General features: G+C 66.8%; 21 protein-coding genes. 14 read left to right on the top strand and 7 right to left on the bottom strand.

Features of this window, described 5'->3' with window-relative positions:
* Positions 1 to 5: 5 nt before the first annotated feature.
* Positions 6 to 731: a M15 family metallopeptidase gene (locus tag QX010_RS22120; RefSeq protein ID WP_316181874.1), complete on the bottom strand. Its 726-nt coding sequence runs from the start codon at positions 729 to 731 to the stop codon at positions 6 to 8.
* A 151-nt stretch (positions 732 to 882) separates the two neighbouring features.
* Between QX010_RS22120 and QX010_RS22115 the strand changes: the two genes are divergently transcribed.
* From QX010_RS22115 to dprA, 5 genes are all read left to right on the top strand, one after another.
* On the top strand, positions 883 to 1,836 hold the full coding sequence (locus tag QX010_RS22115; protein WP_042339600.1) for an aspartate carbamoyltransferase catalytic subunit: 954 nt from the start codon (positions 883 to 885) through the stop codon (positions 1,834 to 1,836).
* A 23-nt stretch (positions 1,837 to 1,859) separates the two neighbouring features.
* Entirely contained in the window at positions 1,860 to 3,161 is a 1,302-nt protein-coding gene (locus QX010_RS22110; RefSeq protein ID WP_316181873.1) for a dihydroorotase, read from the top strand.
* 30 nt (positions 3,162 to 3,191) lie between these two features.
* On the top strand, positions 3,192 to 3,788 hold the full coding sequence (gene plsY / locus QX010_RS22105) for a glycerol-3-phosphate 1-O-acyltransferase PlsY (RefSeq protein ID WP_316181872.1): 597 nt from the start codon (positions 3,192 to 3,194) through the stop codon (positions 3,786 to 3,788).
* A gap of 147 nt (positions 3,789 to 3,935) precedes the next feature.
* The gene (locus QX010_RS22100; RefSeq protein ID WP_316181870.1) at positions 3,936 to 5,327 is read left to right on the top strand and encodes a patatin-like phospholipase family protein; all 1,392 of its coding nucleotides are present in this window, start codon (positions 3,936 to 3,938) and stop codon (positions 5,325 to 5,327) included.
* A 64-nt stretch (positions 5,328 to 5,391) separates the two neighbouring features.
* Entirely contained in the window at positions 5,392 to 6,510 is a 1,119-nt protein-coding gene (gene dprA, locus QX010_RS22095; protein WP_316181868.1) for a DNA-processing protein DprA, read from the top strand.
* A gap of 3 nt (positions 6,511 to 6,513) precedes the next feature.
* Here dprA and QX010_RS22090 read toward each other — a convergent pair whose 3' ends face one another.
* Positions 6,514 to 6,912 (bottom strand): helix-turn-helix domain-containing protein, encoded by a 399-nt coding sequence (locus QX010_RS22090; RefSeq protein WP_316181867.1) that lies wholly within the window; start codon positions 6,910 to 6,912, stop codon positions 6,514 to 6,516.
* A gap of 97 nt (positions 6,913 to 7,009) precedes the next feature.
* On the opposite strand from QX010_RS22090, the gene QX010_RS22085 reads away from it, so the two are divergent.
* Entirely contained in the window at positions 7,010 to 7,621 is a 612-nt protein-coding gene (locus tag QX010_RS22085) for an FMN-dependent NADH-azoreductase (protein ID WP_316181865.1), read from the top strand.
* 77 nt (positions 7,622 to 7,698) lie between these two features.
* Here the strand turns inward: QX010_RS22085 and QX010_RS22080 are convergent, their stop codons facing one another.
* On the bottom strand, positions 7,699 to 8,472 hold the full coding sequence (locus QX010_RS22080) for a glucose 1-dehydrogenase (RefSeq protein ID WP_316181864.1): 774 nt from the start codon (positions 8,470 to 8,472) through the stop codon (positions 7,699 to 7,701).
* A 141-nt stretch (positions 8,473 to 8,613) separates the two neighbouring features.
* Here QX010_RS22080 and QX010_RS22075 point away from each other — a divergent pair, with 141 nt between their 5' ends.
* Positions 8,614 to 9,057 (top strand): helix-turn-helix domain-containing protein, encoded by a 444-nt coding sequence (locus QX010_RS22075; protein WP_316181862.1) that lies wholly within the window; start codon positions 8,614 to 8,616, stop codon positions 9,055 to 9,057.
* Between the two features lie 13 nt (positions 9,058 to 9,070).
* Here QX010_RS22075 and QX010_RS22070 read toward each other — a convergent pair whose 3' ends face one another.
* Positions 9,071 to 9,280: a hypothetical protein gene (locus tag QX010_RS22070; protein WP_315712655.1), complete on the bottom strand. Its 210-nt coding sequence runs from the start codon at positions 9,278 to 9,280 to the stop codon at positions 9,071 to 9,073.
* Between the two features lie 225 nt (positions 9,281 to 9,505).
* Between QX010_RS22070 and topA the strand changes: the two genes are divergently transcribed.
* Genes topA through QX010_RS22050 form a run of 4 tightly spaced genes read left to right on the top strand, consistent with a single transcriptional unit; the run spans position 9,506 to position 15,899 of the window.
* Positions 9,506 to 12,277 (top strand): type I DNA topoisomerase, encoded by a 2,772-nt coding sequence (gene topA / locus QX010_RS22065; RefSeq protein WP_316181861.1) that lies wholly within the window; start codon positions 9,506 to 9,508, stop codon positions 12,275 to 12,277.
* Between the two features lie 4 nt (positions 12,278 to 12,281).
* Positions 12,282 to 14,657 carry a ribonuclease R gene (gene rnr, locus QX010_RS22060; protein WP_316181859.1) on the top strand — a complete coding sequence of 792 codons (2,376 nt, stop codon included), beginning with the start codon at positions 12,282 to 12,284 and terminating at the stop codon, positions 14,655 to 14,657.
* A complete protein-coding gene (locus QX010_RS22055; protein ID WP_316181857.1) occupies positions 14,654 to 15,100 on the top strand; it encodes a DUF983 domain-containing protein in 447 nt (148 codons plus the stop codon). Before rnr ends, QX010_RS22055 begins: the two co-directional genes overlap by 4 nt.
* Positions 15,101 to 15,140: 40 nt before the next feature.
* Positions 15,141 to 15,899, top strand: a complete 759-nt coding sequence (locus QX010_RS22050) for an NUDIX domain-containing protein (protein ID WP_316181855.1) — start codon at positions 15,141 to 15,143, stop codon at positions 15,897 to 15,899.
* 15 nt (positions 15,900 to 15,914) lie between these two features.
* Here QX010_RS22050 and QX010_RS22045 read toward each other — a convergent pair whose 3' ends face one another.
* A complete protein-coding gene (locus QX010_RS22045; protein ID WP_316181853.1) occupies positions 15,915 to 16,298 on the bottom strand; it encodes a Rid family hydrolase in 384 nt (127 codons plus the stop codon).
* A gap of 351 nt (positions 16,299 to 16,649) precedes the next feature.
* On the opposite strand from QX010_RS22045, the gene QX010_RS22040 reads away from it, so the two are divergent.
* From QX010_RS22040 to QX010_RS22030, 3 genes are all read left to right on the top strand, one after another.
* Positions 16,650 to 17,975 carry an LLM class flavin-dependent oxidoreductase gene (locus QX010_RS22040; protein ID WP_316181851.1) on the top strand — a complete coding sequence of 442 codons (1,326 nt, stop codon included), beginning with the start codon at positions 16,650 to 16,652 and terminating at the stop codon, positions 17,973 to 17,975.
* Positions 17,976 to 18,094: 119 nt separating this feature from the next.
* On the top strand, positions 18,095 to 18,262 hold the full coding sequence (gene rpmG / locus QX010_RS22035) for a 50S ribosomal protein L33 (protein ID WP_006611239.1): 168 nt from the start codon (positions 18,095 to 18,097) through the stop codon (positions 18,260 to 18,262).
* A gap of 222 nt (positions 18,263 to 18,484) precedes the next feature.
* Positions 18,485 to 19,837 carry a globin-coupled sensor protein gene (locus QX010_RS22030; RefSeq protein ID WP_315804106.1) on the top strand — a complete coding sequence of 451 codons (1,353 nt, stop codon included), beginning with the start codon at positions 18,485 to 18,487 and terminating at the stop codon, positions 19,835 to 19,837.
* 112 nt (positions 19,838 to 19,949) lie between these two features.
* Here the strand turns inward: QX010_RS22030 and QX010_RS22025 are convergent, their stop codons facing one another.
* Together QX010_RS22025 and QX010_RS22020 are read right to left on the bottom strand one after the other, a co-directional pair.
* On the bottom strand, positions 19,950 to 20,180 hold the full coding sequence (locus tag QX010_RS22025) for a hypothetical protein (RefSeq protein ID WP_315804107.1): 231 nt from the start codon (positions 20,178 to 20,180) through the stop codon (positions 19,950 to 19,952).
* Positions 20,181 to 20,325: 145 nt separating this feature from the next.
* Complete coding sequence (locus QX010_RS22020) at positions 20,326 to 21,024, bottom strand: aspartate/glutamate racemase family protein (RefSeq protein ID WP_315804108.1); 699 nt, start codon at positions 21,022 to 21,024, stop codon at positions 20,326 to 20,328.
* Positions 21,025 to 21,068: the final 44 nt, after the last annotated feature.

Below are 21,068 nucleotides of genomic sequence, written 5' to 3'. Positions count from 1 at the left end.
ATGGATCATCGGCGCGGCCGAATGGGAAAAACATAAGTGGTCGCGCCAGCGCCCGGCAGCGAAAAGTGCCACCACTCCTTGGCATAGTTCACAAAACCTTGCCGCGCCATCACCGCAACCAGCTCGTTGCGCCAGCGGCGCTGCTCCGGTGTCAGGTTCTGCGCGGTGGTATGGGCCTTCACGTCGGAACAATCGTAGCCGGTTCCCATGTCGACGCTGCCCTCGGGCGCGCGTAGCGCTGCGGGCGCGGTGCAGTCCGCGTAGTTCTTGGCCGGGTCGAACGCCGCGGAATTGTCGGCCGCGAGCTCGACCAGCGTGAGATCGAGCGCCGCACCGGTCGAATGGCTCGAACGCGCGGCGATATAGCCGAGACGGAACAGGTCCTGCTTGGCAACGCGCGGCGTGTAGCGGCGGCCGGCCGTGGTCTCGACGCCGTCCTGCGACCAGGCCAGCATCTCTGCGACCGCACGCACCGGCCGGTAGCAGTCCAGCATCTTCAGCGACAGGCCGCGCGGCCGCAACTCGGCCTGAGCCGCCTGCAGCCGCCGCGCCACGTCACGCGTCACGACGCATTCGGCCGCCTCGTAGCCCGGCAAGGGTCGGCCGACGAAATTGTTGCTGCCGGCATAACGGATGTCCTGGAGGATCGTCGGGTCGATGTCGCGGAGATAGACGAAATCGAACGGCAACGCAGCCGCGCCGGCCGGCACGATCGCCGCCAGCAGGATCACGGCATATCGGAGCGGACCTCTTCCGGCGATGGCTCGCCAGCCCCCGGTTTGGAGCCCCCTGAGAGGCTCGGAAGACGGAACGGGGGATAACTCGGAACCCCGGCTTTCGGCCTTGCCCCCCATGGAAACCGCGCCTATAGCTCTGGCTTTAATGGCAACCTCTCCGAAATCGACTTTCGTCCTCGGGCACCGGCATTTGCTGGGAATCGAGGGCCTTTCCGCCCACGACATCACCGGCCTCCTCGACCTGTCCGAGGAGTATGTCGAACTGAATCGTCAGGTCGACAAGAAGCGCACCGTGCTGCGCGGCCGCACCCAGGTCAACCTGTTCTTCGAGGCATCGACCCGAACCCAATCCTCGTTCGAGCTTGCCGGCAAGCGGCTCGGCGCCGACGTCATGAACATGTCGGTGTCGTCCTCGTCCATCAAGAAGGGCGAGACGCTGATCGACACCGCGGTCACGCTCAACGCGATGCATCCGGACATTCTGGTGGTCCGCCACCACGCCTCCGGCGCGGTGGAGCTGCTCGCGCGCAAGGTCGACGGCTCCGTGATCAATGCGGGCGACGGCGCGCATGAGCATCCGACGCAGGCGCTGCTCGATGCGCTGACCATCCGCCGCAACAAGGGCCGCATCGAGGGGCTGGTGATCGCGATCTGCGGCGACGTGCTGCATTCGCGCGTCGCGCGCTCCAACATCCTGCTGCTGAACACGATGGGCGCCCGCGTCCGCGTCGTCGCGCCCTCCACCTTGCTGCCGCCGGGCATCGAGCGGATGGGCGTCGAGGTCGCACGCGACATGCGCGAGGGCCTCAACGGTGCCGACATCGTCATGATGCTGCGGCTGCAGCGCGAGCGCATGAACGGCTCGTTCGTGCCGTCCTCGTCGGAATACTTCCAGTATTTCGGGCTCGACCAGAAGAAGCTCGCCTACGCCAAGCCCGACGCGCTGGTCATGCATCCGGGACCGATGAACCGCGGCGTCGAGATCGAGTCCATCGTTGCCGATGGCGCGCAATCGCTGATCCGGGAGCAGGTCGAAATGGGCGTCGCCGTGCGCATGGCCGTGCTCGAGGCACTGGCCCGCAACCTGCCCAACGCGTGATACAGAAGTCGGGACCAAACGCCATGCTGACCGACCGCCGCCCGATCCTGCTCGCCAATGCGCGCGTCATCGATCCCTCCCGCGACTTCGACGGCCCCGGCGACGTGCTGATCGCCGACGGCGTCATCCGCGACCTCAAGCGCGGCATCGGCGCCGCGGGCGTGCCCGAGGGCACCGATGTCGTCAACTGCGCCGGCAAGATCGTGGCCCCCGGCCTGATCGATATGTGCGCCTTCGTCGGCGAGCCGGGCCTCGGCCATCGCGAGACCTTTGCCAGCGCCAGCCAGGCCGCCGCGACCGGCGGCATCACGACCATCATCTGCCAGCCCGGCACCGAACCGGTGATCGACAATTCGGCGACCGTGGACTTCGTGCTGCGCCGGGCCCGCGACACCGCGATCGTCAACATCCAGCCGATGGCGGCGCTGACCAAGGGGCTGCGCGGCGAGGAGATGACCGAGATCGGGCTGCTGCGCGCGGCAGGCGCGGTCGCCTTCTCCAACGGCCACAGCAGCGTGATGAACGCGCAGGTGATGCGCCGCGCGCTGACCTATGCGCGCGATTTCGACGCGCTGATCGTGCATCACACCGAGGATCCGAACCTCGTCGGCGAAGGCGTCATGAACGAAGGCGAGTTCGCCTCACGGCTCGGCCTCTCCGGCATCCCGCCCGCAGCCGAAGCGGTCGTGCTCGAGCGCGACATGCGCCTCGTCGCACTCAGCAAGGGCCGCTATCACGCGGCCGCGCTGAGCTCGGTCGACTCGCTCGACATCCTCAGGCGCGCCCGCGAGGCAGGGCTCACGGTGAGCGCGTCGGTCTCGATCAACCATGTCACCCTGAACGAGAACGACATCGGCCCCTACCGTACCTTCCTCAAGCTGACGCCGCCGCTGCGCACCGAGGTCGATCGCCGCGCGCTGGTCGAGGCGCTGGCCTCCGGCCTGATCGACGTCATCATGTCGGACCACACGCCGCAGGACGTCGAGGTCAAGCGGCTGCCGTTCGCGGAAGCCGCCAGCGGCGCCGTCGGCCTGGAGACGATGCTGCCGGCGGCGCTGCGGCTCGTGCACAATGGCGAGCTGAGCTGGACGACCCTGATCCGTGCGATGTCGACCCGGCCCGCCGAGCTGCTCGGCCTGCCCGGCGGCACCTTGCGGGCCGGCGCGCCGGCAGACATCATCGTGATCGATCCGGACGTGCCCTGGATCCTCGATCCGGCCGACCTCAAATCGCTGTGCAAGAACACGCCGTTCGACGAGGCCCGCTTCACCGGCCGCGTGGTCCGCACCATCGTCGGCGGCCGGACCGTGTTCGAACATGTCTGACGCAAGGCGAAGCGTCGAAGGAGTGGTGTGATGGGTTCCGAAGCCTTTCTGCCGGTCGCTCTGATCATCGGCTATCTCCTGGGGTCGATCCCGTTCGGCCTGATCCTGACCAAGCTGGCCGGGACGCAGGATCTGCGCAGCATCGGCTCCGGCAATATCGGCGCCACCAACGTGCTGCGCACCGGCCGCAAGGGGCTGGCGGCGGCGACGCTGCTCGGCGACGCGCTGAAGGGTACGGCGGCGGTCATCATCTCTGGCTATCTCGGCGGCCCGAATGCCGCGATGATCGCGGGCCTCGGCGCCTTCCTCGGCCACCTGTTCCCGGTGTGGCTGAAATTCCGCGGCGGCAAAGGTGTCGCCGTTTACATCGGTATTTTGATCGGTCTGTTCTGGCCGGGCGCGATCTTCTTCTGCCTGGTCTGGCTCGCCACCGCTTTCGCGCTCCGCTACTCGTCACTCGCGGCACTCGTCGCCAGCGTGCTGACACCGATCGTGCTGTGGGCTTTCGGCCACAGCGCGCTGGCCGCCTTGTTCGCCCTTCTCACACTGTTGCTCATTTACATGCATCGCGAAAACATCAAGCGCTTGCAGTCGGGCACCGAGAGCAAGATCGGGGCGAAGAAGTAGTCACTCCGGGCAAATACGGAGCAAATACGGAAAACCCGTGTTTTAGCCTGTATTCACAGCGGCTGCGCAGCAACACCAGCGATTCATCAGCTAACAAGTCAACGCGGGACTCTGGCGTGAATCATGATTGCCTGTCATGATTCCAGCATGTGGTTACGCAAGACCAATTCCAACGGTTCGTCGGCCACGCACGATGACCGTACTGATCAGGTTCCGGCGCAGCAGAAGGCGGCCCCGGCCCGATCGAACGCCAGCCTGCTGCTGTCGGCCGCTGAGATCTGGTCGACCGGCATCACGGCCGCTGCAGAACCGGCGCAGACGCCCGAGACAGTCGCGCCGGTCACGTCGGATGTCGCGCTCCCCGCCGAAACATCCGAGCCCAGCCCTGCGCCGGAACGAGCCGATGTCGCGCCGGCCGCTGCCGAGATGATCATGGCAACCACGTGCGCGGCCGCAATCAGCGAGCCCAAAGCCGCGGAGACGCCCGAGCGAACGCTTGCGGAGACGATCGCAACGGTCACGCTGCCGCCACCGCCCCGGACGTGGCCGCCGCGCAAGCTGTCGCTGGCCCTGCAGGGCGGCGGAACGTTCTCGGCCTTCACCTGGGGCGTGCTGGATCGCCTGCTCGAGGAACCCGGCTGCGATTTCGACACCATCAGCGGCGCCAGCGCCGGCGCGGTCAACGCCGCGCTGCTCGCGAGCGGGCTCGCCAAGGGCGGCCGTGATGAAGCGCGCAACCGGCTCGCTTTGTTCTGGACCCGGCTGATGGAGGAGGCGTCGTTCCGATCGCTGCTGATGATCGGCGCGTACTCGCCGGCGAGCAGCTCGGTGTCGTTCGGCGCGGGGCTGCGCGGCGGACGCGCCGACCCGCTCGATCTCGACCCGCTCCGCGACATCCTCCGCGAGACGATCGACTTCGACGCCGTGCAGGGCCCGGCCGCGCCCCGCCTGCTGGTTGCGGCGACCCGGGTCCGTGACGGCCTGCCGCAGATCTTCCGCAATGCCGGCATCACGCCGGATGCTCTGCTCGCCTCCACCTGTCCCGCGCAACTGCACACCGCGGTCGACATCGAGGGCGAGGCGTATTGGGACGGCGGCTACGTCACCAATCCGCCGCTGATCCAGATCGCGCATGAGTCCAGCGCCGCCGACCTGCTGGTCGTTCAGGTCACGCCCGCGCGCGACGCCTATGTGCCGATGACCTCGGCCGCGATCGATCGCCGCCTCGACCAGATCGCCGGCAATGCGGTCCTGAACGCCGAGCTCGCGGCACTCGAATGGGCGCGCAGCGACGGCCTGCATCCGCCGCGCGTTCATCGGCTTGCCGCCGAGGACGAGATCGAGGCCCTGGCTCAGCGCGATGCGACCGACCTCGGCAGCGGCTTCATCGAGCTGCTCTACCAGCGCGGACGCGACGCCGCGGAACGCTGGCTGCGCGAAGCCCCGGCCGGCACCACGCCGGCCATCCCCGACGAGCAGCCCGCGCTGGCGTCGCCGGTGTCCGCGTCCGAGAATGTGCGCGACGTCGCGCCGGCGTAGCGCGCCCTCTTCCCTGCGTCTTCGGGTTGCTCCATTCTAGCCTCCGGGTTTGGGGGGGCTTTGCGTGGACGCCATCAACACGACGATCGAGCTGAGCGACACCGAGCGGCGCGACCGGCTGCGGCTGATCCGTTCCGACAATGTCGGCCCGCGCACCTTCCGCTCATTGCTCGACCATTTCGGCACCGCGCGCGCCGCGCTCGACCGGCTGCCCGACCTGGCACGCCGCGGCGGCGCGGCCGGAGCATCCCGGATCTGTACGGTCGGCGAAGCCGAGGCCGAACTCGATGCCTGCAAGCGGCAGGGCGTCGACCTGCGGGCACCGGCCGAGGACGGCTATCCGCCCCGCCTCGCCACCTGCGAGGATGCGCCTCCGCTGCTCGCGGTGCGCGGCGCCCGCGAGACGCTGATGCGCCCGATGATCGCCATCGTCGGCTCGCGCAACGCCTCCGCCGCCGGGCTCAAATTCGCCGGCCAGATCGCCCATGAGCTCGGCCGGGCCGGCTTCGTCATCATCTCGGGCCTCGCCCGCGGCATCGATCAGGCCGCCCATCGCGCGAGCCTCGGCAGCGGCACGGTCGCAGTGCTCGCCGGCGGCCACGACCGGATCTATCCGCCGGAGCATGTCGATCTGCTCGGCGCCATCATCAGTGGCAGCGGCGCCGCGATCTCCGAGATGCCGCTCGGACACGAGCCGCGCGCCCGCGACTTTCCCCGCCGCAACCGGCTGATCTCAGGTGCCTCGCTCGGCGTCGTCGTCGTCGAGGCCGCGCATCGCTCGGGCTCGCTGATCACGGCGCGCATGGCCGGCGAACAGGGCCGCGAGGTCTTCGCCGTCCCGGGCTCGCCACTCGATCCGCGCTGCGCGGGCACCAACGATCTCATCAAGCAGGGCGCCACGCTGGTCACCGAAGCCGCCGACATCATCCAGGCCGTCGGCCCGATCATGGAGCGGCCGCTGCCCTTGTCGCTGTGCGAGCCGGACGAGGAGTTGTTCGCGCCCGATCCCGAGAGCCACGATCGCGCGCAGATCACAGCCCTGCTCGGCCCGACCCCGGTGTCGATCGACGACCTGATCCGGATCAGCGGCCTGTCACCCGCCGTGCTGCGCATGGTGCTGCTTGAGCTCGAGCTGGCGGGCCGCCTGGAGCGCCACGGCGGCGGGATGGTGTCGCTGATCTGACTCTCAGTTCGCATCCCTGCGCGCGTCGAAGCACGTGCGCGCCTGCTCGATCTGCTCCTGGTGCTGGATGGCCCACTGCCCAAGCGCCTGCACCGGCTGCGACAGGCCGCGGCCGAGATCGGTCAGCTCATAATCGACCCGCGGCGGGATGGTCGGAAACACCGTCCGCGTCACCAGCCCGTCGCGCTCGAGGCCGCGCAGGGTCAAGGTCAGCATCCGCTGGGAAATCCCGCCAACGAGCCGCTTCAGCTCGTTGAAGCGCTTCGGGCCGTCCTGAAGCATCATGATGACGAACACGCTCCATTTGTCGCCGACACGCGCCAGGATCGAGGCCGCGCCCCGGCAATCATCATGACTTGGCTGCGTCGGGAGATCGGGATCATCGCTGTTCGCAAGTGTCACGGCTGTGCTCGGGTTTCAAGAATGTGCGTTCTTGTGAGGTTACAGCACAGTCACTCATAGTGCGCCAGTTACAAACCAATACTGAGGTGACTGACCTATGACCCAACTCCTCCACATCGACTCCAGCGTGCTCGGCGCGAACTCCGTCAGCCGTCAGGTATCCGCCGCGATCGTCGGCCGTTTCCGCCAGATCATGCCGGGGCTGGAGGTGATTTACCGAGATGTCGCAGCCGAGCCGCTGTCGCATCTGTCAGGAACGCATGTCGCCGTCGCTTACGGAGCGCCCGTCGAGGATCCCGCGGTGGAAGCTGATGTCGCTGCCGGACAGGCCGTTCTGGAAGAGTTCCTGGCTGCCGATATCGTCGTGATCGGCGCTCCGATGTACAACTTCTCCATCCCGAGCCAGCTCAAGGCATGGATCGACCGCATCGCAGTCAAGGGTAAGACCTTCAGCTATGGCCCAAACGGCCCGCAGGGTTTGGCCGGTGGCAAGCGCATTATCGTGGCGCTCTCGCGTGGCGGCCATTACGGCGCGGACACGCCGATGGCGGCATTCGAACACCTGGAGACCTATTTGCGCAGTGTCTTCAGCTTCATCGGCGTCACGGATCTCGAATTCGTTGCGGCCGACGGTGTCCAGATCGGCCCGGAGCATCGCGAGCAGGCTCTGGCCAAGGCGATTCAAACGGCCGGCGGTCTCGCCGCTTGAGTCCCTCGGTGGCTGCCGCCGGCAGCCACCGCTTTCAACCCCGGGGCAGGTCTCAAACCGCCCACCGACCCGGCCGGTCAACCCCGATAGATCGGCGCACCGGCCGGCGAGCTCGTGGCGCCGCCATCGACGAACAGCTCCTGGCCTTGGACATGCGTGGCGTCGTCCGAGGCCAGGAACAGCACGGTGCCGGCGATATGGTCAGGCTCGCCGATATGACCGAGCGGGGTGGTCGCCGCGATCCTTGCCTCGAACATCTTTTCGGCATCCGGCGTCGCTACCGCGGCGCCCCAGATCGGCGTCCGGATCGCGCCCGGCGCGACCACGTTGACACGGATGCCGCGCGGCGACAGCTCCGACGCCAGCACCCGCGCCATCGCGCGCACCCCGGCCTTGCTCGCGGCGTAGGCCGAATAGCCGGGATTCCCGAGCACGGAGATCACCGAGCCATTGAGGATGACCGAGGCGCCGTCCTTGAGATGTGGCAGCGCCGCCTGCACGGTGAAGAACACGCCCGTCAGATTGGTGCGGATCACCTGCTCGAACACCTCGAGCTTGGTTGCCCCGGCCGGCGTCGAGCCGGGGATGCCGGCATTGGCGAACAGGATGTCGAGCTTGCCGAAGCGTTCTGCGGCGGTGGCAGCCGCGGCCTCGGTCGCGGCGATGTCGGTGGCATCGGCCACTACAGCCAGGGCGTTCGGCCCGAGCTCGCGCGCCGCAGCCTCCAGCCGCCCGGCATCGCGCCCGGTGATCGCGATCCTGGCGCCTTCGGCGACGAAACGGCGGGCGGTCGCAAGCCCGATGCCGCTACTGCCGCCGGTAATCAGTGCCGTCTTGTTCGCAAGCCTCACATCCGTCTCCATATGGTTGCATGATTAAACCGATGGACAACATAGGCTGACTGGTTTTATAATGCAACCACACAAGTGCGTGAGCGGGCTCGAGCGCCCCGGGCATCAGCCGCCCCTGGGTGACAGGACAAGGATCATGTGATGGTCAAGCGCACCAGTCTGGAAGGCGACGCCTGCCCGATCGCACGGTCGCTGGATGCGATCGGCGACTGGTGGTCGTTGCTGATCATCCGCGACGCGTTTCTCGGCGTGCGCCGCTTCAGCGCGTTTCAACGCAGCCTCGGCATGGCCAAGAACATCCTTGCGGCGCGGCTGCGGGCGTTGGTTGATCGCGGCATCCTGACCACCGAGCCGGCCTCGGATGGCAGCTCCTATCGCGACTACGTGCTGACGCCGAAGGGCCGCGGCCTGTTTCCGATCCTGGTCGCACTGCGGCAGTGGAGCGAGGAGTTCGACGAGCACCCCGACCAGATCGCCACCGCGCTCGTCGACCGGGCGAACCGCAGGCCGGTTCGCAAGCTGCTGCTCACTGCGGAAGACGGCCGGACGCTGGCGCCGGAGGAAACCGCTCTGGCCCCGCGGTGAGCACGACTGGCCGTCAGCACAGCCTGCGGCGGCTGCGCAGCCTGAGATGCTCCTCGGCTTCAAGGTTCGCCATGCGCAAGAGATAGTCCAGCATGTCGAGGCGATGACGCTGCGCCAGATGCGACAGGCTGGCCGTCACCTCGGCGATCAGCGCCGCCGCGGCGTCGGGATCCTCCACCATCGCCTCGACGTCCGGGTCGCTTTTGTCCGCTGCCTTGGCCAACAACTGTCACCCAGCATAAGGAATTTGACGAAAAACAACCTCAAAAGAGCGCGTATCTCATCGTGCTCCGTACAACCTGATAGGTACTTCGCCGATCCAACGCAATCGCCTTTCAACATCCCTCGATTTGACAGGAACCCCCTCACCACCCATGTTCGGGTCAACGAGGCAGGCGCGAATCCCGCGAAGCCAGCTTCAATCCTTCCACTAAGCCATTGGAAATACATGAATATCGTCATCGTGGAGTCGCCTGCGAAGGCCAAGACGATCAATAAATATCTGGGCTCCTCCTACGAGGTTCTGGCCTCTTTCGGTCATGTTCGCGACCTTCCGGCCAAGAACGGCTCCGTCGATCCGGACGAGAATTTCCGCATGATCTGGGAGGTCGATCCCAAGGCGGCCGGCCGACTCAACGACATCGCCAAATCGCTGAAGGGTGCTGACCGGCTGATTCTCGCCACCGACCCTGATCGCGAGGGCGAAGCGATTTCCTGGCATGTGCTGGAGGTGCTGAAGGAGAAGCGTGCGCTCAAGGATCAGAAGATCGAACGCGTCGTCTTCAACGCCATCACCAAGCAGGCCGTCTCGGAGGCGATGAAGCATCCGCGCCAGATCGACGGTGCGCTTGTCGACGCCTACATGGCGCGCCGCGCACTCGATTACCTCGTGGGCTTCACTCTCTCTCCCGTGCTGTGGCGCAAGCTGCCGGGCGCCCGCTCGGCCGGACGCGTGCAGTCGGTCGCGCTGCGTCTCGTCTGCGATCGCGAACTGGAGATCGAGAAGTTCGTCCCGCGTGAATATTGGTCGCTGATCGCAACCTTGGCGACGCCGCGCGGCGACATCTTCGAGGCGCGCCTCGTCGGCGCCGACGGCAAGAAGATCCAGCGGCTCGACATCGGCACCGGCGCGGAGGCCGAGGATTTCAAGAACGCGCTCAACGCGGCGAGCTACACGGTCGCGACCGTCGATGCCAAGCCGGCGCGGCGCAATCCGCAGGCGCCCTTCACCACCTCGACGCTGCAGCAGGAGGCGAGCCGCAAGCTCGGCTTCGCGCCGGCGCACACGATGCGCATCGCGCAGCGTCTTTACGAAGGCATCGACATCGGCGGCGAGACCACCGGCCTCATTACCTATATGCGAACCGACGGCGTGCAGATCGCGCCGGAGGCGATCACCCAGGTGCGCAAGGTGATCGGCGAGATCTACGGCAACAAATACGTCCCGGATAGCCCGCGCCAGTACCAGGCCAAGGCCAAGAACGCCCAGGAAGCGCACGAAGCGATCCGTCCGACCGACCTGTCGCGCAAGCCGGCCGAGCTGCGCAAGCGGCTCGATGACGATCAGGCCAAGCTCTATGAGCTGATCTGGACTCGCACCATCGCGAGCCAGATGGAATCGGCCGAGCTTGAGCGCACCACCGTCGACATCATCGCCAAGGCGGGCGCGCGCACCCTGGAGCTGCGCGCCACCGGCCAGGTCATCAAGTTCGACGGCTTCCTCGCGCTCTATCAGGAGGGCCGCGACGACGAGGAGGACGAGGACAGCCGCCGCCTGCCGCAGATGAGCCCGAACGAACAGCTCAAGCGGCAGAATCTCGCGGTCACCCAGCATTTCACCGAGCCGCCGCCGCGCTTCTCCGAGGCCTCGCTGGTCAAGCGCATGGAGGAGCTCGGCATCGGCCGTCCCTCGACCTATGCCTCGATCCTGCAGGTGCTGAAGGACCGCGGCTACGTGAAGCTCGAGAAGAAGCGGCTGCACGGCGAAGACAAGGGCCGCGTCGTCATCGCGTTCCTGGAGAACTTCTTCCGCCGCTACGTCGAGTACGATTTCACGGCCGATCTCGAGGAGCAGCTCGACCGCATCTCCAACAACGAGATCGCCTGGCAGCAGGTGCTGAAGGATTTCTGGACCGGGTTCATCGGCGCCGTCGACGACATCAAGGACCTGCGCGTCGCGCAGGTGCTCGACGCGCTCGACGAGATGCTGGGGCCGCACATCTATCCGCCGCGCGACGATGGCGGCGACGTCCGGCAGTGCCCGACCTGCGGCACCGGACGGCTCAACCTCAAGGCCGGCAAGTTCGGTGCCTTCGTCGGCTGCTCGAACTATCCGGAATGCCGCTACACCCGCCCGCTCGCCGCCGACAGCGAGGCGACCGCCGATCGCGTGCTCGGCCAGGATCCGGACACCGGGCTCGACGTCGTCGTCAAGGCCGGCCGCTTCGGCCCCTACATCCAGCTCGGCGAGCAGAAGGATTACGCCGAGGGCGAGAAGCCGAAGCGCGCCGGCATCCCGAAGGGCACCTCGCCTGCGAGTCTCGAGCTCGACCACGCGCTGAGGCTGCTGTCGCTGCCGCGTGAGGTCGGCATCCATCCCGAGACGGGTCTGCCGATCATCGCCAATCTCGGCCGCTTCGGGCCGTTCGTGAAGCACGACAAGACCTATGCGAGCCTGGAGGCCGGCGACGAGGTGTTCGACATCGGCCTCAACCGCGCCGTCACCCTGATCGCCGAGAAGATCGCCAAGGGACCAAGCAAGCGCTTCGGCGCCGATCCCGGCAAGGCGCTCGGCGAGCATCCCTCGCTCGGCGCCGTCGCCGTCAAGGCCGGCCGCTACGGCGCCTATGTCACCGCCGGCGGCGTCAACGCCACCATTCCCGGCGACAAGGAGAAGGACACGATCACCCTGGCCGAGGCGATCGCGCTGCTCGACGAGCGCGCCGCCAAGGGTGGCGGCAAGGCGAAGGCCAAGGGCAAGGCGGCGAAGCCGGCCAAGTCTGCCAGCAAAGCGGCGGCCAGCAGGGCCAAGCCGAAGACCGGCGGCGACGACGACACGCCGAAGCCGGCGAAGAAGGCCGTGGCGAAGAAGGCGGCCGCCAAACCGAAATCAGACTCCACCAGCAAGGCGCGTGCGCCGGTCGCCAAGGCCGCCAAGACCTCGGCGAAGCCCGCGACCAAGGCGACGCCCAAGAAGAGCGCTGGCAAGGCCCGCGGATGAGAAAATGAGCAAGAAGCGCGACATCGGCTTCCCTCCGCGGGAGGCCATCGTCGCCTACATCCGCGCCAATCCGGGCAAGGTTGGCACCAAGGATATCGCCCGCGAGTTCGGCCTGAAGAACGCTGATCGCGCGGCCCTCAAGCAGTTGCTACGCGAGCTCGTCGCCGACGGCACCGTGAAGAAGAGCGGCCGCAAGACCGTCGTCGAGACCGCCACCTTGCCGGCCACGCTGGTTGTCGACATCACCGGGCGCGACAGCGACGGCGAGCTGATCGCCAAGCCCGCCGAGTGGGACGAGGCCGAGCAATCCGAGCCGCCGCGCATCCGCATCCACACCCCGCGCCATGCCGGGCCCGGCTCGGCGGCCGGCGTCGGTGACCGCGCGCTGCTCCGCGTCGAGCCGATCAAGGATGAGGCGGGCGTGTCCTATCGCGGCCGCGTCCTCAAGGTGCTCGATCAGGCGCGGCCGCGCGTGCTCGGCATCTTCCGGGCTAATCCCGGCGGCGGCGGCCGCCTCATTCCGGTCGACAAGAAGCAGGCGGGACGCGAGCTCTCCATCGCCCCCGCCGACACCAAGGACGCCAAGGACGGTGATCTCATCAGCGTCGACCTGCTGCGCGGCCGCGGCTACGGCCTGCCCTCCGGACGTGTGAAGGAGCGCTACGGTTCGGTCGCGACCGAGAAGGCAATCAGCCTGATCGCGATCCATGCCCACGAAATCCCGATGGATTTCTCCGCGGCGGCCGTGGCAGAGGCCGAAGCCGCGCAGCCCGCGAGCTTGAAGGGGCGTGAGGACTGGCGCGAGCTGCCGCTGGTCACGATCGATCCGCCCGATGCCAAGGATCACGACGACGCCGTTCATGCCGAGCCGGATCCCGATCCGAACAATGCCGGCGGCTTCATTCTCCATGTCGCGATCGCCGACGTCGCCTACTATGTGCGGCCGGGCTCGGCGCTCGACCGCGACGCACTGATCCGCGGCAACTCGGTGTATTTCCCCGACCGCGTCGTGCCGATGCTGCCCGAGCGCATCTCCAACAATCTGTGCTCGCTGGTGCCGGGCGAAGCGCGCGGCGCGCTCGCCGTGCGCATGGTGTTAGGCGCGGACGGCCGCAAGCGCTCGCACTCGTTTCATCGCGTGCTGATGCGCTCGGCCGCCAAACTGTCCTACGCGCAGGCGCAGGCCGCCATCGACGGCAAGCCCGACGACGTCACCGGCCCCCTGCTCGAGCCGATCCTCAAGCCGCTCTACGCGGCCTATGAGGTCGCCAAGCGCGGCCGCGACGCGCGCGATCCGCTTGACCTCGACATTCCCGAGCGCAAGATCCTGCTGAAGAAGGACGGCACCGTCGACCGCGTCGTCGTGCCGGAGCGCCTCGATGCTCACAGGCTGATCGAGGAGTTCATGATCTCGGCCAACGTGGCCGCCGCCGAATTGCTGGAGAAGAAGGCGCTTCCTTTGATCTACCGCGTGCACGACGAGCCGACGGTGGAGAAGATCCATGCGCTGCAGGAGTTCCTGAAGACGCTCGACGTGCCCTTCGCCAAATCAGGCGCGCTCCGGCCGTCGCTGTTCAACCGCGTGCTGACCCTGGTCGCCGGCCAGGACTACGAGCATCTCGTCAATGAGGTCGTGCTGCGCTCGCAGGCGCAGGCGGAATATTCGACCGACAATTACGGGCATTTCGGCCTGAACCTGCGCCGCTACGCGCATTTCACCTCGCCGATCCGCCGCTACGCCGACCTCGTCGTGCACCGCGGCTTGCTGCGCGCGCTGGGCCTCGGCGACGGCGCCCTGCCCGACAGCGAGACGCCGGATCACCTCGCCGAGGTCGCGGCGCAGATCTCGGTGACCGAGCGGCGCGCGATGAAGGCCGAGCGCGAGACCGCCGACCGCCTGATCGCGCATCATTTGGCGGACCGCGTCGGCGCCACCTTCCAGGGCCGCATTTCCGGCGTCACCCGCGCCGGCCTGTTCGTCAAGCTCGATGATACCGGCGCCGACGGCCTGGTTCCGATCCGCACCCTCGGCACGGAATATTTCGACTATGACGAGACGCGACATGCGCTGATCGGCCAGCGCAGCGGTGCCATGCACCGGCTGGGTGACGTCGTCGACGTCCGTCTGGTAGAAGCTCAGCCGGTGGCCGGTGCGCTGCGCTTCGAGCTGCTGACCCAGGCGGATGTGCTGGTGTCGCGGCATCCGCGCGGCGCAGGACCCCGGCGAAAGAATAACGTCGGGAAGAACGCCAAGGCGACCAAGCGGGCCAAATCCGAGGCTCGGCCGAAGCACAAAGAAAAAAGCCGCAAGAAAAGCCCAGCGGCAGGGGCAAAACGCAAGCCCGGCACATCGAAGAAAGGCAGATCGTGGACGCCATGACCTCAACGCCCCGCACATTGCCCCCGCAGACCTGGACGCGTGACGCCGGCGCCGTCGAGAAGCGCGACGTCTGGACCGCGATGAAGCGCGGCCTGCGCGGCCGCTGCCCGCGCTGCGGCGAGGGCAAGCTGTTCCGCGCCTTCCTGAAGGTCGCGGACAATTGCGACCGCTGCGGCCAGGATTTCTCCGGGCATCGCGCCGACGATCTTCCCGCCTATCTCGTGATCGTCATCGTCGGCCACATCATCGTGCCGCTGGTACTCTCGATCGAGACCAACTACGCGCCGCCGGTGGCGCTGCAGCTCGCGATCTATCTGCCGGTGACCTTGGTCGCCTCGCTCGCTTTGATTCAGCCGGTCAAGGGCGCCGTCGTCGGGCTGCAATGGGCATTCCGCATGCACGGCTTCGACGACAATCCCGTGGAAGGCATTCCACCGGTGTGAGCGACCAAACGATCAACAAAGAAGAAAAAGCGGGGAGGACATGAGCGATACGGCACAGGCGACCAGCGCGCCGAAGGGCAAGCCCGCCGAGAAGGAAGCGGACCATCATCCCTACACCAAGCCACGCGATGCTGCGACGCTGATCCTGGTCGACCGCAGCGGCGCGGTGCCGAAGGTGCTGGTCGGCAAGCGCCACGACAAGGTCGTGTTCATGCCGGGCAAGTTCGTCTTCCCCGGCGGCCGCGTCGACAAGACCGATCATCGCATTCCCGTGGCAGCGCCGATGCCGGCGGAGCTCGAAGCCAATCTGTTCAAGGGCAAGCCGCAGACGACGGCCTCGCGCGCGAAGTCGCTCGCCGTCGCCGCGATCCGCGAGGCCTGTGAGGAAACCGGTCTCTGTCTCGGACGCAAGGTCGGCGGCCCCGCGCCGAAACTGGACGGGCCATGGGCGCCGTTCGCCGACGCCGGCCTGCTGCCCGATCCGTCCGGCCTGTTCCTGATCGCCCGCGCCATCACCCCGCCCGGCCGCATCAAGCGCTTCGACACCCGCTTCTTCACCGCCGATGCCTCCGCCATCACCCATCGTGTCGAGGGCGTGATCCATGCCGATGCCGAGCTGGTCGAGCTGGTCTGGGTCGAGCTTGGCTCCAGACCGCTCGCCGATCTGCATCCGATGACCAAGAACGTGCTCCACGAGCTCGACCGCCGCCTCGCCACCGGGCCGCTGCGCCACGACGCTGACGTGCCGTTCTTCCATTTCTATGGCGGCAAGATGCAGAAGGACGTGCTGGGCGCGTGAACGCCGCGTATTCGATCATCCATCGTGGATGATTGCGGTCGCCTCGATTTCGACCCGGGCGTTCGCGGGCGTGAGACCCGCGACCATCACCAGCGTGCTGGCCGGCCGAACCGCGCCGAACGCTTCGCCATGCGCGCGGGCAACGGCGTCGATGTCCGCCATGTTAGTCACGTACACGACCGTCCGCACCACGTGACGGAGCTCCGCTCCCGTCGTCTGCACGGCTTCGGCAATGATGCCGATCACGCTTTGCGCCTGAGCGAAGACATCACAATCCAGATCAGAACCGCGCGCGGTCGTCCCGGAGACGAAGACGTGGTTGCCGACGCGGACGGCGCGTGCATAGCCGTAGACGTCCTCGAACGTATAGCCTGAGGTGATATTGAGCCGTCCTGACATTTCGAATACTCCCTCGCGACGGATGTGAAAGGCGCCGGCGCCGTCCACCCGTGCTACGGGTGCTGGTCGCAGCGAGCGGACAAAGGTGTCGTCCCGGCGAACGCGGCCCATACCGCGGAATCTCTCGATCGGCCCCGATGGCGGAGACTGTGCCTCCCATGCCCTTCACGGAGTATGGATCCCGGCGTTCGCCGGGACGACACTGTTGGTTTGATCGACGGCGTGGCTCACCTTGGAATGTGCGTGCTACCTCCGCCACCAAAAACGAAATCGTGTTCTGCGGCGGGTGGCTGACACGCATCAGCCGAGTTCCTATCTGCTGACGAGAGCAATCATCCCGGACGCCCCCACATGGCCCCTCGTCAACTCAAGCTCGGCGCCTTCATGCGCCCGGTCTCCATCCACACCGGCGCGTGGCGCTATCCCGGCGCCTGGCCGGACGCGAATTTCAACTTCGCGCATCTCAAGCAACTGATCCGCAAGCTCGAGGCCGGCAAGTTCGATGCCTTCTTCATGGCCGATCATCTCGCCGTGCTGAACATGCCGATCAACGCGCTGAAGCGCAGCCACACCGTGACGTCGTTCGAGCCGTTCACCCTGTTGTCGGCGCTATCGGCGGTCACCGAGAACATCGGCCTGATCGCGACGGGATCGACCACCTTCGACGAGCCCTATCACGTCGCCCGCCGCTTTGCTTCGCTCGACCACATTTCCGGCGGGCGCGCCGGCTGGAATATCGTCACCACGTCGAACCCGGATGCCGCGCTGAATTTCGGCCTCGACGATCACATGGAGCACGCCGAGCGCTACAAGCGCGCCCGCGAGTTCTACGACGTCGTCACCGGCCTGTGGGATTCCTTCGCCGACGATGCCTTCGTGCGCGATGTCGAGAGCGGGCTGTTCTTCGACCCTGCGAAGATGCATGTGCTCGATCACAAGGGCAAATATCTGAAAGTCCGCGGACCGCTCAACATCGCCCGCCCGGTGCAGGGCTGGCCGGTGATCGTGCAGGCCGGCGCCTCGGAGGACGGCAAGCAGCTCGCGGCGGAGACGGCCGAGGCCGTGTTCACCGGCGGCGGCAGCCTCGCCGATGGAAAGACACTCTATGCCGACATCAAGGGCCGCATGGAAAAGGTCGGCCGCGATCCGGAGCATCTGAAGATCCTGCCCGGTGCCTTCGTCGTGGTCGGCGACAGCGTCGACGAGGCCAAGGAGAAGCGCGCTTTGCTCGACAGCAAGGTGCATGACGACAGCGCCATCGCCTCGCTCTCGGTCATCCTCGGCACCGACGCCTCCGGCTTCGATCCCGATGGCCCGCTGCCGCCGATTCCCGAGACCAACGCCTCCAAGAGCGGCCGCCAGCGCCTGGTCGATGTCGCCGCGCGCGACAAGCTCACGGTGCGGCAACTGGCGCAGCGGGTCGGCGGCTACGGCGGGCTGTCCTTCGTCGGCACCGCCAAGACGATCGCCGACCAGATGCAGGACTGGCTGGAAAGCCGTGGGTCGGATGGTTTCAACATCATGTTCCCGTATCTGCCAGCGGGGCTCGACGATTTCGTCGACAAGGTGATTCCCGAGCTGCAGCGCCGCGGGATCTTCCGGACGGAGTATGAGGGGCCGACCTTGCGGGACAATCTCGGCCTGCCCCGCCCGAAAAACCGCTTCTTCGCGGCCTAGGGACCCCAGAATCTGGCCCTCAAACCTTGACTTTGGGGGCTGGCTGGGTAGGTTGCCGGCCAACGGCGCCCCCTCTTTGGCCGGTGCCCACCCTATCCCCGATTCCAGAGGTTCAAGACATGGCCAAGGCGGTCACCATCAAGGTCAAGCTCGTGTCGTCGGCCGACACCGGCTTCTATTACGTCGCCAAGAAGAACTCGCGCACCATGACCGACAAGATGGTCAAGAAGAAGTACGACCCGGTCGCGCGCAAGCACGTCGAATTCCGCGAAGCCAAGATCAAGTAAGATCGCGGTCTGCTGCGACTTCAAGGGGGCCGTTTCGGCCCCGTTTTTTATTGGGCCGATGCCTCCACTCCTGCGGCACGGGCCATCTCCCATCTGATCGGTCCATGGGCCGCGGCTGAATCCGGTTCCCGACTTAAGGAGCCATCAACCAAACCCGTGCGATTTGGGGTAGCGGCGCACCCTCAGTAGCGTCTCCCTCCTTATCTTACCGGCAGACCAGCGATGACCGATCTTCAGACTTTGCAATCCCGGCTCGATTTCATCGGCATCGACCATGCGACCCGGGAGGCGCTGCGGGAGCTGCGGCCGCTGATCGGCAAGGTGCTGCCCGGCCTGCTGGACCAGTTCTATGCCCATGTCGGCAAGGTCCCGCATCTCGCCAAGATGTTCTCCAGCCCGGCCACGATGCGGCACGCCAAGCAGGCCCAGCACGATCACTGGATGTCGCTGGCGACCGCGAAGTTCGACGATGCCTATGTGAAATCGGTGACCCGGATCGGCGAGGCCCACAACCGGATGGGGCTGGAGCCGCGCTGGTACATCGCCGGCTATTCGCTGATCGTGACCGGGCTGCAGAAGGCGATCGAGACGGAGATCGCGGACGGCTGGTTCGGCGGCCAGGCGGCGCGCGAGAAGAAGGCCGCGCTGCAGGCTGCGATCACCAAGGCGGCGATGATCGACATGGATCTCGCCATCTCGGTCTATCTCGATGCGGCCAAGACCGAGCAGCACGCCGCCATGCAGCGCATGGCCGACGAGTTCGAATCCACCGTCGGCCAGATCATCAACAAGGTCCATGCCGACGCGCGCACGCTCGAGGTCTCGGCCAACACGCTGACCAAGACCGCCGAGCAGACCCAGCATTTGTCGGCCAGCGCGGCCTCGGCCTCGGGCCAGGTCTCGACCAACGTGCAGTCGGTCGCCTCGGCCGCCGAGGAGATGACCTCCTCGGTGCATGAGATCGGGCGGCAGGTCAGGGAATCGACCACCATCGCCAAGGAGGCCGTTCGCCAGATCGAGCAGACCGATGTCGGCATCAGCGAGCTGTCGCGCACCGCCGAGCGCATCGGCGACGTGCTCAAGCTGATCACCTCGATCGCCGCCCAGACCAACCTGCTGGCGCTGAACGCCACCATCGAGGCGGCGCGCGCCGGCGACGCCGGCCGCGGCTTCGCGGTGGTCGCCTCCGAGGTCAAGGCGCTGGCGTCGCAGACCGCGAAAGCCACCGAGGAGATCGGCCAGCAGATCGAAGGCATCCAGAGCGCGACGCAGTCCTCGGTCGCCTCGATCAAGCAGATCGGCGGCACCATCCAGCAGATCTCGGAGATCGCCGCCGGCATCGCCGCGGCCGTCGAGCAGCAGGGCGCCGCCACAGGGCAGATCTCGCGCAACGTGCAGGAGGTCGCCGGCGGCACTGCGCGCGTCGTCGGCAACATCGGCGACGTCAGCAAGGGCGCCAGCGCCACCGGCACCGCGTCATCCCAGGTGCTGGCGTCGGCGCATTCGCTGTCGCGCGAGAGTGATCACCTCAAGGACGAGCTGGAGACATTCCTGCGCAAGGTGCGCGCGGCGTAGCCCGGTTCAGCCGACGCGCCGGGCGCGTCAGCGTGAGCATCACCCGCCATTCCTCCGCGTCGCAGGAACGGCGGACGACGTTGCACTGAACCGGGCCGACGCACCGGGCGTGCTACATCCCGTGGCTCTGGAACACCGCCGAGCAGCGCTTGCTCAGCTTGGTCCGGTTCTGCGTCAGACAGTTCTGGACTGCGAAGTCATCGCCGAGCTGACTGCGACAGAAGCGCTTGGCATCCGGCGCGCACGCCTTCTGCTCCTGCGGCGTCCCCATGTGGCCCTGGGCCATGGCGAATGACGGCAGAACGGACAGCGACACGGCAACCGCAAACATCAGCTTCTTCATTGGGCGCTCCTTCTTGGGCTGAAACAAACGTTTCCCGCCCAAGGGGGTTCCGACGGAACTGTGCGTCCGAAGACCGGATGGCGAGCGTCGCAGCCAATGCGGCCTGCACATCCCGCTGTGAACGATCAGCGCCTTGCCGCAATTCTCAGCCGGCGCCGGACATCGCCCGCGCCAGCGCAGCACGCGCGAGCAGACGCGTCGAATCCAACGTCGGCAGAGGCGAGTTGGCATCGTCGATGATCAGCGGAATCTCGGTGCAGCCGAGCGCGACGGCGTCGCAGCCATCACCTTTCAACCGTGCGATGATCTTCTGAAAGGTCGCGACGGAGGGCGGCTCGAACCGCCCGTAGACGAGCTCATCCATGATGATGCGGTTGGCTTCGACGCGATCTGCCTCTTTCGGACGCGCGAACGCCAATCCGTGTGCCATCAGGCTGTCCGGATAGACATTGCTGTCGACGAGCCATGTCGTGCCGGTGATGCCGATACGCCTGTAGCCTCTCCTGACCGCCTCCTTGGCCACCTCGTCGGCGATGTGCAGCCACGGCAGCGGTGAGCATGGCAGCACGAGCGGCAACGCCTGGTGGATGGTGTTGTCGGGACAGATCAGGAAATCCGCGCCAGCCGCAGCGAGCTTGTGCGCCGAGGTCAGCATCAGCTCGGCGACGCCATCGAGATCGCCGCGATCGAGGCAGGCCACGTAGTCGGCGAGCGACGGCGTGTGCATCGACACCTCGGGATGGGCATGCGGCCCGAGCAGGTCGGCACCCTCCCTGCAGATCGTGCGATAGCAGAGCGCCGCGCCCTCGGCGGAGCAGCCGACGATGCCGATGTGTCGTGTCATTCGTCGTTCCATCCCATCAACGTCGCCGACGATGATAGCGCGAA

Origin of the sequence: Bradyrhizobium sp. SZCCHNRI1009 (assembly GCF_032487575.1) — a bacterium.
Taxonomy (GTDB): domain Bacteria; phylum Pseudomonadota; class Alphaproteobacteria; order Rhizobiales; family Xanthobacteraceae; genus Bradyrhizobium.
Note: the sequence above shows the minus strand (reverse complement) of the source record. Positions and strands in the feature narration are given on the sequence as shown.